Genomic DNA, 12606 nt, shown 5'->3' with positions numbered 1-12606 from the left:
CCCCTTCGCGGGCAAGCCTCGCTCCTACAGGTCTTGCGTAACCTTGTAGGAGCGAGGCTTGCCCGCGAATGAGGCAACTCGGTCTAAGCCTGATCCAACGCCACACCCGCACCAACAAGGCCGGAATACGGCGCCGTCACCAGCCACACCGGGATGCCTTTGAAGTAATCGCTCATGCAACCCTTATCGGCGAAGCACCGGGCGAAACCGCTTTCGATGAAGAAATCGGCAAACCGTGGAATCACGCCGCCAACGATGTACACACCACCCCGTGCACCGGTGGTCAGCACGTTGTTGCCGGCCACGCGACCGAGCCAGCAGCAGAACTGCTCGAGCACTTCCAGGGCAATCGGGTCACCCGCCAGCCCGGCTTTTGTGATCGCCTCAGGCGTGTCGAGCACAGGCGTGTGACCGTCCACCGCGCAGATCGCCCGGTAGACCCGCGGTAAACCACTGCCACTCAATGCCGTTTCAGCGCTGACATGGCCGATCTCGTTGAAGATGTGCTGCCACAGTTGGGTTTCTCGCGGGCTGCTCAGCGGCAGGTCGACGTGACCGCCCTCCCCCGGCAGCGGGGCAAAACGGCCCTCGCCCAGATCGAGCAATGTGCCCACGCCCAGGCCAGTGCCCGGACCGATCACCACCGCCGGCCGCAACGGTTCCGGCGTGCCTTCGCAGACCACCCGAAATTCGCCGGGCTGCAAACGGGTCATGCCCAGCGCCATCGCCGAGAAATCGTTGACCAGCAGCAGTTGATCCACCTGCAAAGTCTTGCAGAAACCCTTGCGACTGAGCCGCCAGTGATTGTTGGTGAACTTGAATTCATCGCCACTCACAGGGCCCGCCACCGACAGGCACACCGAACCGATCGAACCCGGCGCCAGACCGAGCCCGCTCAGGTAGAGCGCAATCGCCTCCTCCGGGCTGGCGTGGTCTGCCGTCGCCAGCACCTGGATAGATTCCAGTTGCTGGTTTTTCCACAACGCGAAACGTGCGTTGGTGCCACCGATGTCACCGACCAAAGCCAGTTTCAATTAAGCGTCTCCAGGGCAGAAGTAAAGGCGCTGGCGCCTTGCTCTGCGGAGCTGAAGGCCATGCGCATGAAACCAAACAGTTCGCGACCGCTGCCGATGTTATTGGCCAACAAGCCCTTGGCCGGCGTGCGCGCTGCAAATTCTTCGGCGTCCACCTTAAGCTCCAAGGTGCCTTTGACGCCATCGACGCGGATGATATCGCCCTCTTGTACCCGCGCCAAAGCGCCGCCCACATAAGCTTCGGGGCTGACATGGATCGCCGCCGGGATTTTCCCCGAGGCACCGGACATGCGCCCGTCGGTGACCAACGCCACTTTGAAGCCGCGATCCTGCAGCACGCCGAGGAACGGCGTCATCTTGTGCAGTTCCGGCATGCCGTTGGAACGCGGGCCCTGGAAGCGCATCACCGCGACAAAATCCTTCTCCAGCAAACCGGCCTTGAACGCATCGGCCAGATCCTGCTGATCCTGGAACACCATCGCCGGTGCTTCGACAATCTGGTTTTCCAGCGCGACTGCCGAGACCTTCATCACGCCACGGCCGAGGTTGCCTTCCATCACCCGCAAGCCACCCTCTGGCGAGAATGCGCGAGCGACCGGACGCAGGATGGTTTCGTCGAGGCTTTCGATCGGGCCTTCGCGCCAGACCAGTTCGCCGTTTTCGAGGAACGGTTCCATGGTGTAGCGGCTCAGGCCGTGGCCCAGCACCGTGTTGACGTTTTCGTGGAGCAGGCCGGCTTCCAGCAGTTCGCGGATCAGGAACGACATGCCGCCCGCCGCCTGGAAGTGGTTGATGTCGGCTTTGCCGTTCGGGTACACGTGGCTCAGGGTTGGCACCACCTCAGAGAGGTCGGCCATGTCCTGCCAGGTCAACTGAATGCCTGCGGCCATGGCGATGGCCGGCATGTGCAGGGTGTGATTGGTCGAACCGCCGGTGGCGTGCAGGGCGACGATGGAGTTGACCAGCGAACGCTCGTCGACGATTTCGCCGATCGGCATGAAGTCGCCGTTCTGCTTGGTCAAGCGGGTGACCTGGTGCGCCGCTTCGCGGGTCAGGGCATCGCGCAACGGGGTGTTCGGGTTGACGAAAGAGGCGCCCGGCAAGTGCAGGCCCATGACTTCCATCAGCAATTGGTTAGTGTTGGCGGTGCCGTAGAAAGTGCAGGTGCCAGGGCTGTGATAGGACTTCATCTCCGATTCCAGCAACTCTTCGCGCGTCGCCTTGCCTTCGGCGTAGCGCTGACGCACATCGGCTTTCTGCTTGTTGGAGATGCCCGACACCATCGGCCCGCCCGGCACGAAAATCGTTGGCAGATGACCGAAACGCAACGCGCCCATCATCAGGCCCGGCACGATCTTGTCGCAGATGCCGAGCATCAACGCGCCGTCGAACATGTTGTGGGACAGCGCCACCGCGGTGGACAACGCGATCACTTCGCGGCTCGGCAGGCTCAGCTCCATGCCCGGCTCGCCCTGGGTCACGCCATCGCACATCGCGGGGGTGCCACCGGCGAACTGGCCGACGGAGCCGATTTCGCGCAGGGCTTTTTTGATTTGTTCCGGGAAGACTTCGTACGGCTGGTGCGCCGAGAGCATGTCGTTATATGACGAAACGATGGCGATGTTGGCGGAGTTCATCATCCGCAGGCTGTGCTTGTCGTCGCTGCCACACCCGGCCACGCCATGGGCGAAGTTGGCGCATTGCAGCTTGCCGCGCATCGGGCCGTCGCTGGCGGCGCCGCGGATCAATGCAAGGTAAGCCTCACGCGTGGCGCGGCTGCGGGCGATAAGCCGTTCGGTGACCTCAAGGACGCGGGGATGCATGTGTAGAACTCCAGGCTAACGGATGTGGCGACCTGATTGTCTATGCTGACCAAGCACCGCTGTGATCGGGGTGACAGACGGTTTTCTTGATCATTCGGACCAGTTGATTCAGGTCACTCGTTGTAGATAAAACAAAATATTGCCACTAAAAAGGCTTGTTTTCTATTTTTTTGCGAATAATCTTGTAATTCCAACAACAAAACGACGGCGGCGCTGTAAATGACTCTTCGAATCGCAATCAATGGTTTTGGCCGTATCGGCCGTAATGTCCTGCGCGCACTGTATACCCAAGGCTATCGTCAGGATCTGCAGATCGTAGCGATCAACGACCTGGGCGACAGCTCGATGAATGCTCACCTGCTCAAGTACGACACCGTTCACGGCACATTCGATGCCGATGTCCAGCACGATCAGGAAAGCCTGACCGTCAACGGCGACCGTATTTCGGTCAGCGCCATTCGCAACCCGGCCGAACTGCCTTGGGCCGCGGAAAAGGTCGACGTCGTGTTCGAATGCACCGGTCTGTTCACCGACCGTGCCAAAGCCGCCGCGCATATTACGGCCGGCGCGCGCAAAGTGATTATCTCGGCCCCGGCCAAAGGCGCCGACGCCACCGTGGTTTATGGGGTTAACCACGACATTCTGCGCCAATCGCACCAGATCATTTCCAACGCCTCGTGCACCACCAACTGCCTGGCCCCGGTGGCCCAGGTGCTGCATCGCGAGCTGGGCATCGAAAGCGGTCTGATGACCACCATCCATGCCTACACCAACGACCAGAACCTGACCGACGTCTATCACACCGACCCGTACCGCGCCCGTTCCGCCACCCAGAACATGATCCCGAGCAAGACCGGCGCCGCTGAAGCGGTCGGCCTGGTGCTGCCGGAACTGGCGGGCAAACTGACCGGCATGGCGGTGCGGGTTCCAGTGATCAACGTGTCGCTGGTGGACCTGACCGTGCAGCTCAAGCGCGAAGCGTCGGCCGATGAAGTCAACGCGATGCTCAAACAAGCCAGCCAGCACTCGAAGATTCTCGGCTACAACACCCTGCCGCTGGTTTCCAGCGACTTCAACCACAACCCGTTGTCGTCGATCTTCGACGCCAACCACACCAAGTCCAGCGGCAAGCTGCTCAAAGTGCTGGCTTGGTACGACAACGAATGGGGCTTCTCCAACCGCATGCTCGATAACTGCCTGGCGCTCTGCAACGCAGAATAAACAGCTCGACACCTGTGTCGACGCCGGTATGTGAAAACGCCGAAAAATGCGTCGTCGCAGGCGCATTCTCGTCTGGAGAAGCAAGCGATGATCGGTATCAGCTTTACGCAAAAAACCCTGGCGGCGCGCAAGCGTATCGCCCTGGTTGCCCACGACCACTGCAAGGTATTTTTGCTGGACTGGGCCGAGCGGCAGAAAGACAAACTCGCACAGCATGAACTGGTCGCCACCGGCACGACGGGGTTGTTGTTACAACAACGCCTCGACTTGCCGGTGGAAAGCATGATCAGCGGTCCGCTGGGCGGCGACCAACAACTGGGCGCGCGAATCGCCGAGCAGCGGGTCGATATGCTGGTGTTCTTCTGGGACCCGTTCGAACCGCAACCCCACGACCCGGACATCAAGGCCCTGCTGCGGGTCGCGGCGGTATGGAACATCCCGGTGGCCTGCAACGAATGCAGCGCCGATTACCTGCTCAGCAGCCCGTTGATGGATCAGGCTCACGAACACCGCATTCCGGATTACGCGACCTATCTGCTGGGTCGTGGGTAAAGCGTCACAAATCAGCACTTGACCATTCGAGCGGATGATAAGCATTATCATTTGCTCGAAATGGATCAGGTCCTCCCGTGAGTCAATCGCGCTTCAATCACGTCTTCATCGCCCAGCGCGTTTCACTGCTGCGCACGCTGGAGCGGATGGTCAACAATCACAGCACCGCCGAAGACCTCTTGCAGGAAACCTACCTGCGCGTCACCCGAGCGCTCAGCGAGCGGGCCATCGATCACCTTGAACCCTTCGTATTCCAGACCGCCCGCAACCTGGCGCTGGACCATTTGCGTGCGCGACGCATCCAGTCCCGCACGATGCTCGACGACGTGCCGCTGGACGTGGTGCAAAGCGTCGCCTCACCCGTCAGTAGCGCCGAAGATGCCGCCCATGCCGAACAGTTGCTCGAACGCTTGAACGTGAGCCTCAGTGAACTCAGCCCTCGTCAGCAGCAGATTTTCATCCTCAGTCGCCTGCACGGGCACAGTTATCTGGAAATTGCCGAGAAGCTTGGCGTGTCGTTGAGCACCGTGCAAAAGGAGCTGAAGCTGATCATGGCGATCTGCATCGGTATCGCGCAGCGGCTAAACGGCGACTGAGGCGGCAGATTTTCACGCGCAGGCTTTGCTACTCTTGCCCCACTTCGAGCTTCACTAAAAAACAGCCGTGCACAGACACTGCCGAGGAAACACCGTGACGGACACCCATCGCTCCCCTCCGCCCTCCCCGGCGCGGGACTCCGCCAGCGCAATGGACCAGGCGCTGGACTGGCTCATCGTGTTGGGCAGTCCGAGCGAAGAACAGACCCGACAATTCCATGACTGGCTCGACGCCGACCCGTTGCATGCCGAGGCGTTTGCCAAGGCACAGGCGATCTGGGACGGCCCGCAGGTTACGCAATGCGCGCAAAACCTGGCCGCGCGGCCGCCAAAAGTGACCGTCCTGTCGCGCCTGCGCCCGCACTGGAGACCGCTGGCCACGGCAGCAGTGCTGATTCTCGGGTTGTTCAGTTTCAGCAATCTGCCGATGCGCCTTCAGGCGGATCATCTGACCGTGATCGGTGAACGCCAGCGCCTGCAGCTGGAGGACGGCTCGAAAGTCCTGCTGAACACCAATTCGGCGTTTTCCAGCACCATCAACGATCAGCAGCGCGTGGCCCGTTTGTATCAGGGCGAGGCGTTTTTCGAAGTGCCGGCCAATCGCGCCGAGCCGTTGGAGATCGACGCCGGGCCGGTCAAGGCCAGCGTGCGCGATACCGCATTTGCCGTGCGCTATCTGGACGGCGTGGCCCAGGTTCGGGTGCAGCGCGGCGATGTCGATTTGCGCGCCACGCGTAACGACGCGCGCGTGCGACTCTCTGCCGGCGAAAGTATCCGCATCGGCCCCAACGGTTTCGACCGTCCGGCCAGGCTCGATGCGGCCACCGATCTGGCCTGGGTCCAGGGCCGACTGGTGTTCGAGAACTGCCCGTTGAGCCAGGTGCTGGCGGAACTGCGGCGCTACTATCCGGGCTGGATCATCAACACCAACGAGCAGTTGGCCGACGTCGCCGTCACCGGTAATTACCGCCTCGACCAGCCACTGGATGTAGTCCGCTCCCTCGCGCACATCACCTCCGCCAGGCTCCAGGAATTCCCGGCACTGGTGATCCTGAACTAAATGAGAATTATTTTTACTCGATAGCCGGAGCTCGTTCGTCTCGTTATAGCCAATGCAATTGATTCGCATCTCGCGATGCCCATCAGCACCTATAAAGATTCGTGCGACACGGAGCGCTATCGATGTCCTCTCGCCTTACCCGCCAGTCCTCTTCACCTTCACGCGTATTATCCCTGTTGACCGCCGCCATCCTGATGGCCGGCAGCGCACCGCTCATGGCCGCCACCGCCGCCGGGCAACCAAGCCGCAACATGGGCGACTACTCGTTCGCGATTGCCCAGCAGCCACTGGTGTCGGCGCTCAATGCGTTTACCGCCGTCACCGGTTGGCAAGTCGGCTTGCCGGCCGAACTGGCTGAAGGCGTGGCCTCGCCGGGAGTGCGGGGTTCGTTGCCACCGGAAAAAGCCCTGGATCGCCTGTTGGTGGGGACCAACCTGAGCTATCGCAAACTGGGCAATAACAACATCGTGCTGGAAAAACGCAGCAACAGCGGTGCCCTCAATCTGCAACAGGTGACCATCAGCGCTACCCGGCAGGAACAGGACGTGGCCAGCGTGCCGAGCACCGTCACCGTCCATACCCGCGAAGAGCTGGACCGCAACAACGTCAATAGCATCAAGGATCTGGTGCGTTACGAGCCCGGCGTTTCGGTAGGGGGTGCCGGTCAGCGCAGCGGCCTCACCGGTTACAACATCCGCGGCATCGACGGTGACCGCGTGTTGACTCAGGTCGATGGGGTGCAAGTGCCCGATGGTTTCTTCAACGGCCCGTATGCCCAGACCAACCGCAACTATGTCGACCCGGAAATCGTCAAGCGTGTGGAAATTCTCCGCGGCCCGGCTTCGGTGCTATACGGCAGCAGCGCCATCGGCGGCGCGGTCAGCTACTACACCCTGGACCCGGACGACATCATCAAACCCGGCAAGGACGTCGGCGCACGCCTGAAGACCGGCTACAGCTCGGCCGATGACAGCTGGCTGACCTCCGGCACCGTGGCCGGCCGCACCGGCGAGTTCGACGGCCTGCTGCACCTGAGCCAGCGCAATGGCCATGAAACAGAGTCCTATGGCGAAACCGGCGGCACCGGCCTGAACCGCTCCAGGGCCAACCCCGAGGACGTGCGCACCACCAACGTGCTGGCCAAACTGGGCTGGAACTACGCCGACGACTCGCGCTTCGGGCTGACTTACGAGCACTACAAGGATGACCGCGACACCAACCAGCTGAGCGCGGTGGGCGGCCCGTTCAACGCGGGACGCGGTTTCGGTTTCTATAAATCGCGTACCGGCAACGACACCATCACCCGTGAGCGGTTCGGTCTGGAGCACAGCTTCGGCCTGGACAGCGCCTTGGCCGATCACATCAAGTGGACGCTGAACTACCAGATCGCCAAGACCGACCAGAGCACCGAAGAAATCTACGCGCCGTCGCGCACGGTGCTGCGTACGCGCGAAACCACCTACAAGGATCGCCAATGGGTGTTCGATGCCCAGGCCGACAAGTCGTTTGCCATTGCCGACACCGATCACCGCGTTACCTATGGCACCACCCTCAAACAGAGCAAAGTCACCGGCCTGCGTACCGGTAGCGGCACTTGCCTGACCGTCGCGGGCGCTTGCCGGGTCATCGGTGCAGCCAGCGCCACCGACACCCTGAAACCGGCCAGTGATTTCCCGGATCCGACCATCAACACCTACAGCCTGTTCGCCCAGGATGAGATCAGCTGGAACAACTGGACCTTCCTGCCCGGCGCACGCTATGACTACACCCAGCTCAAGCCGCACATCACCGATGAGTTCCTGGTCACCGCCGACCAGAGCGGTAACGGCGTGGTCAGCGACGACACCAAGACCTGGCATCGGCTGTCACCCAAATTCGGCACCACCTACAGCTTCAACGACCACTACACCTGGTATGGCCAGTACGCCGAAGGCTTCCGCACTCCGACCGCCAAAGCCTTGTATGGCCGCTTCGAAAACCTGTCTGGCGGCTATCAGGTCGAGCCCAATCCCGACCTGAAACCGGAAAAGAGCAAGAGCTATGAAACCGGCCTGCGCGGCCAGTTCGAAGCGGGCACTTTCGATGTGGCGGTGTTCTACAACAAGTACCGCGACTTCATCGACGAAAACGCCATCACCCCCGGCTACACCGAGACCACATTCCAGAGCAACAACATCAAGCACGCCACCATCAAGGGCCTGGAGCTCAAGGGTCGTCTGAACCTGGACAGCTTCGGTGCGCCGACCGGCCTCTATACCCAAGGCTCGGTGTCCTATCTGTATGGTCGTAACGATGACAGCGGTCAGCCTCTTAACAGCATCAACCCGCTGACCGGTGTGTTCGGTCTGGGTTATGACCAAGACAACTACGGTGGCCTGTTGAGCTGGACCCTGGTCAAACGCAAGACCCGGGTCGACAGCACCAGCTTCAACACTCCGGACGGCACCAGCACCCAGTTCAAGACCCCCGGCTATGGCGTGCTCGACCTGGCGGGTTTCTACAAGGTGACAGACGATCTGACCCTCAACGCTGGCCTGTACAACCTCACCGACAAGAAGTACTGGCAGTGGGATGACGTGCGCGGTTACGACAGCGTCGGCGAAGCGTCGGTGACGCAACCGGCCAACCTTGATCGCCTGACCCAACCGGGTCGCAACTTCGCGGTCAATCTGGTCTGGGATATCTGACCCTGTGTCCTCCCCGTGTTCTTTTCACAGGAGCGCGGGGATTTTTTTTACTGTCCGGCGCCGTCCCGTTCGTCTCGTTACCAAGCGCCTCTTTTTCTCAAGGACTTCTCATGACTTCCCAGGACACTGCTCAACGCCCTGCTCTGCGTTCGCAACGTTTGAACCAGATCACGAACGAGCCACACAGCAAACTCGATGCGTTGGTCAAAGCCCACGCACCGTTCGAAACCCAGGCCAACTTCGCGCGTTTCGTCGTCGCGCAGTACTTGTTCCAGTCAGAACTGGTGTCGCTGTACAACGATGCACAACTGACCGCCATCGTTGCGGACTTGCCTACTCGTTGCCGTGCTGAAGCGGCCAAGGCTGACCTGGCGGATCTGGAGACCGACGTGCCGGAGCCGGTTGCGGGTGCAGTCAACAATCCAGCCAAAGCCGAGGCGCTGGGCTGGTTGTTTGTTTCGGAAGGCTCGAAGCTCGGTGCGGCTTTCCTGATCAAGCGTGCCGTGGGTCTGGGGTTGAGCGAAACCTTTGGCGCTCGCCATCTCGCCGAACCGGCCGGTGGCCGCGCCGAGGGCTGGAAAAGCTTTGTCAGGACGCTCGATGGACTGGCGTTCAGCGCGCAGGAAGAAGCCGAGCTGGATAAAGGCGCCATCGATGCGTTCAACCGCTTTACCGTGCTGCTCGAACAGGCCTACGCCACCACCCCCGAACTCGCCTGAAAATACCGCACCTGTAGGAGCGAGGCTTGCCCGCGAAGAAGGCATCGCGGACTTTCAGACAGACCGCATTATCGTTCTTCGCGGGCAAGTCGGATCGCCGCACCGCTCGCTCCTACAGGTTACAACGCCCTATGACTCACACATCCCTAGCCCGAATCCTCTTCGCCCTGCTGGCCTATATCAGCCTGGGCATAGGCCTGGTCGCCATCGTCATCCCCGGCCTGCCAACCACCGAGTTCATCCTGCTGGCCGCCTGGGCCGCCACCAAGAGTTCGCCACGCCTGAGTGCCTGGCTGGAAAACCATCGGCTGTTCGGGCCGATCCTGTGCAACTGGCGCAACGGCAAAATCATCGCTCGTCGAGCCAAGGTCAGTGCCACCGTCAGCATGCTCCTGTGCGCGGGGTTGATGCTGGTGATGCTTGATCATGGCTGGCCGATCTATCTGGCAATTGCGGGCATGAGTCTGGGCAATCTGTGGTTGTGGTCGCGACCGGAATCGTTGCCGAAAATCTCCTGAATTCTTGTTCTTTTCAGGGCATTTTCCTGCGCAAACGTTTACCTCCTGCCGTTCGTCGGCTTGCGTTCATACAACCTCCGCCCACGCCGATGCGCATTGAATGGCGCTGAATGGATTTGGCGACTCGGGTCGACTTCGGCTCACAGCCAACAGCTCATCCATTCACGAGATCGCCCTATGTTCGACTCTCTCTCCATCCGCCTGAAAATCGTCTTGCTGTCCGGTCTGTGCCTGCTTGGCGTGGTCGTTTTGATCGTCGGCATGAACATCTACCAGACCAATCGGAACGATGAACTGGTCAGCGCCTCCAGCAGCAAGATGCTCACTGCCAGCGTGCAGAACCTGCTCCAGGCCAAGGCAGCCGAGCAAGCGGTGCGGGTGCAGAAGACATTTGGCGAAAGCCTGCTGGTGGCGACTGCCCTGGCCGATCAGATCAAGGACATGCGAGCCATGGCCAGCAAACGCGCCCTTGAGGCCGGCGCCCTGCGTGAAGAGTTGAACCAGAGCCTGAAAACCGCCTTCGAACGCAACAGCAAGGTGCTGGGGATCTGGCTGGCGTTCGAGCCCAACGGGCTTGACGGCAAGGACAGTGAGTTCGCCAACGATGCGGCTCGCCAGTCCAACGAAGCCGGTCGTTTCGCCAGTTACTGGAGCCGTGCCGGCGGCGCCGGGATCAACACGATCATGGTCGAAGACGACATGACCAAAACCACCCTGAGCCTCAGCGGTACGCCTTACAACAGCTGGTACACCTGCCCTCGCGATAGCAAGCGCACCTGCCTGCTGGATCCGTATGCCGATACCGTCGGCGGCAAAGAAATGCTGATGACCACCATTTCCGTACCGCTGCTGGTGGACGGCAAATCCATCGGCGTGGTCGGTGTGGACATCGCCCTCGACGCCCTGCAAGCCGCCGCGGTCGACTCCCAACGTGACCTGTTCAACAGCGCCGGGCACATGCTGATCGTCTCTGGCAGCGGTGTACTGGCCGGCTACAGTGTCGACGCGAGCAAGGTCGGCAAAAGCATCGGCGAGACCCTGGGCGCAGACGGCAAGGACATCCTGCAACTGCTCAGCGGCGGCACGCCGAAGATCCTCGAACAGGGCGACCTGATCCGTGCGGTTTATCCGGTCAGTCCGATCAGCGATTCCAAAGCCTGGGGCGTGGTGATCGACCTGCCGAAACACGTGCTGTTGGCCGACTCGGTGAAGCTGCAGGCGGTGCTCGATGACGCCCAGCAAACTGGCACGATCAAAGCGGTTCTGGTGGCTGTCGCTGCCGGTCTGGCCGGTCTGTTGCTGATCTGGCTCACCGCGTCCGGCGTGACCCGGCCGATCAACAGCGTGGCCGAAATGCTCAAGGCAATTGCCAGCGGCGACGGTGACCTGACCCAACGCCTGCACTACAGCAAGAAGGATGAACTGGGCGAACTGGTCAGCTGGTTCAACCGCTTCCTCGACAAGCTGCAACCGACCATCGCGCAGATCAAGCAAAGCATCACCGACGCCCGTGGCACCGCCGACCAGTCTTCGGAAATCGCCCGTCAGACCAGCGAAGGCATGCAGGTGCAGTTCCGCGAAATCGACCAGGTCGCCACCGCCTCCAACGAAATGAGCGCCACCGCTCACGACGTCGCCAACAGTGCGTCGAGCGCGGCCAATGCCGCCAAAGGTGCAGACCAGTCGGCTCGCGATGGCATGTCGATCATCGAGCGCAGCACCCGTGACATCAATCAACTGGCCGAAGAAGTCAGCAAGGCCGTGACCGAAGTCGAAGCGCTGGCGGTCAACAGCGAGCAGATCGGCTCGGTACTGGAAGTAATCCGCAGCATCGCGGAGCAGACAAACCTGCTGGCGCTCAACGCGGCAATTGAAGCGGCGCGTGCCGGCGAGAGCGGTCGCGGTTTTGCGGTGGTGGCCGATGAAGTCCGCAACCTGGCCAAACGAACCCAGGATTCGGTGGAGGAAATTCGCATCGTCATCGAGCGCATCCAGACCGGCACCCGCGGCGTGGTCGCTACCATGCATTCGAGCCAGACCCAGGCCCACAGCAACGCCGGGCAGATCCAGCAAGCGGTCCAGGCGTTGAGTAAAATCAGTGACGCAGTCACGGTGATCAGCGACATGAACCTGCAAATCGCCAGCGCCGCCGAACAGCAAAGCGCCGTGGCCGAAGAGGTCAATCGCAATGTCTCGGCCATTCGCACCGTCACCGAAACCCTCACCGGCCAAGCCACCGAATCGGCACAGATCAGCAGCCAGCTCAACTCCCTGACGACCCAGCAGATGAAATTGATGGACCAGTTCCGGGTGTAGCTGTTTGCTCCTGTAGGAGCGAGGCTTGCCTGCGAAGGGAGCGCTGCGGTTTTTCAGGCAGACCGCATTATCGTTCTTCG

At 61.1% G+C, this 12606-nt stretch carries 10 protein-coding genes and 1 pseudogene; 9 read left to right on the top strand and 2 right to left on the bottom strand.

All coding sequences use genetic code 11. The features are described from left to right. Positions 1 to 83: 83 nt before the first annotated feature. Both PMI30_RS03850 and edd read right to left on the bottom strand, forming a co-directional pair. A complete protein-coding gene (locus tag PMI30_RS03850) occupies positions 84 to 1034 on the bottom strand; it encodes a glucokinase (protein ID WP_008013982.1) in 951 nt (316 codons plus the stop codon). After that, positions 1031 to 2857 carry a phosphogluconate dehydratase gene (edd, locus tag PMI30_RS03855; RefSeq protein WP_008013980.1) on the bottom strand — a complete coding sequence of 609 codons (1827 nt, stop codon included), beginning with the start codon at positions 2855 to 2857 and terminating at the stop codon, positions 1031 to 1033. Before edd ends, PMI30_RS03850 begins: the two co-directional genes overlap by 4 nt. A gap of 219 nt (positions 2858 to 3076) precedes the next feature. Here edd and gap point away from each other — a divergent pair, with 219 nt between their 5' ends. The 9 genes and pseudogenes from gap (at position 3077) to PMI30_RS32250 (ending at position 12526) form a co-directional block, all read left to right on the top strand. Beyond that, positions 3077 to 4078: a type I glyceraldehyde-3-phosphate dehydrogenase gene (gene gap / locus PMI30_RS03860; RefSeq protein ID WP_008013978.1), complete on the top strand. Its 1002-nt coding sequence runs from the start codon at positions 3077 to 3079 to the stop codon at positions 4076 to 4078. Between the two features lie 87 nt (positions 4079 to 4165). Further along, positions 4166 to 4630, top strand: coding sequence for a methylglyoxal synthase (locus PMI30_RS03865; protein WP_007903352.1), 465 nt, complete (start codon positions 4166 to 4168; stop codon positions 4628 to 4630). A gap of 77 nt (positions 4631 to 4707) precedes the next feature. Continuing rightward, positions 4708 to 5226 (top strand): RNA polymerase sigma factor, encoded by a 519-nt coding sequence (locus tag PMI30_RS03870; RefSeq protein ID WP_007903350.1) that lies wholly within the window; start codon positions 4708 to 4710, stop codon positions 5224 to 5226. 94 nt (positions 5227 to 5320) lie between these two features. Next, the gene (locus PMI30_RS03875) at positions 5321 to 6286 is read left to right on the top strand and encodes a FecR family protein (protein ID WP_008013976.1); all 966 of its coding nucleotides are present in this window, start codon (positions 5321 to 5323) and stop codon (positions 6284 to 6286) included. A 122-nt stretch (positions 6287 to 6408) separates the two neighbouring features. Continuing rightward, on the top strand, positions 6409 to 8973 hold the full coding sequence (locus PMI30_RS03880) for a TonB-dependent receptor (RefSeq protein ID WP_008013973.1): 2565 nt from the start codon (positions 6409 to 6411) through the stop codon (positions 8971 to 8973). 110 nt (positions 8974 to 9083) lie between these two features. Beyond that, positions 9084 to 9692 carry a biliverdin-producing heme oxygenase gene (locus PMI30_RS03885; protein ID WP_008013971.1) on the top strand — a complete coding sequence of 203 codons (609 nt, stop codon included), beginning with the start codon at positions 9084 to 9086 and terminating at the stop codon, positions 9690 to 9692. Positions 9693 to 9823: 131 nt separating this feature from the next. After that, a complete protein-coding gene (locus PMI30_RS03890) occupies positions 9824 to 10210 on the top strand; it encodes a YbaN family protein (RefSeq protein WP_008013969.1) in 387 nt (128 codons plus the stop codon). Positions 10211 to 10387: 177 nt separating this feature from the next. Continuing rightward, positions 10388 to 11668, top strand: a pseudogene (locus PMI30_RS32255) (PDC sensor domain-containing protein); the annotation flags it as partial. 102 nt (positions 11669 to 11770) lie between these two features. Further along, positions 11771 to 12526 carry a methyl-accepting chemotaxis protein gene (locus tag PMI30_RS32250; RefSeq protein ID WP_443216319.1) on the top strand — a complete coding sequence of 252 codons (756 nt, stop codon included), beginning with the start codon at positions 11771 to 11773 and terminating at the stop codon, positions 12524 to 12526. Positions 12527 to 12606: the final 80 nt, after the last annotated feature.

It is taken from the genome of Pseudomonas sp. GM50, from assembly GCF_000282375.1.
In the GTDB taxonomy this organism is placed as follows: Bacteria; Pseudomonadota; Gammaproteobacteria; order Pseudomonadales; family Pseudomonadaceae; genus Aquipseudomonas.
The sequence above is the reverse complement of the archived record's forward strand: the minus strand, read 5'-3'. Positions and strand labels throughout refer to the sequence as shown.

Excerpts from the sequence above, each read along its gene's own strand:
- gap (WP_008013978.1), top strand. The coding sequence starts at position 3,077 with ATGACTCTTCGAATCGCAATCAATGGTTTTGGCCGTATCGGCCGTAAT.
- PMI30_RS03865 (WP_007903352.1), top strand. The coding sequence starts at position 4,166 with ATGATCGGTATCAGCTTTACGCAAAAAACCCTGGCGGCGCGCAAGCGT.
- PMI30_RS03885 (WP_008013971.1), top strand. The coding sequence starts at position 9,084 with ATGACTTCCCAGGACACTGCTCAACGCCCTGCTCTGCGTTCGCAACGT.
- PMI30_RS03890 (WP_008013969.1), top strand. The coding sequence starts at position 9,824 with ATGACTCACACATCCCTAGCCCGAATCCTCTTCGCCCTGCTGGCCTAT.
- PMI30_RS03880 (WP_008013973.1), top strand. The coding sequence starts at position 6,409 with ATGTCCTCTCGCCTTACCCGCCAGTCCTCTTCACCTTCACGCGTATTA.
- edd (WP_008013980.1), bottom strand. The coding sequence starts at position 2,857 with ATGCATCCCCGCGTCCTTGAGGTCACCGAACGGCTTATCGCCCGCAGC.
- PMI30_RS32250 (WP_443216319.1), top strand. The coding sequence starts at position 11,771 with ATGCAGGTGCAGTTCCGCGAAATCGACCAGGTCGCCACCGCCTCCAAC.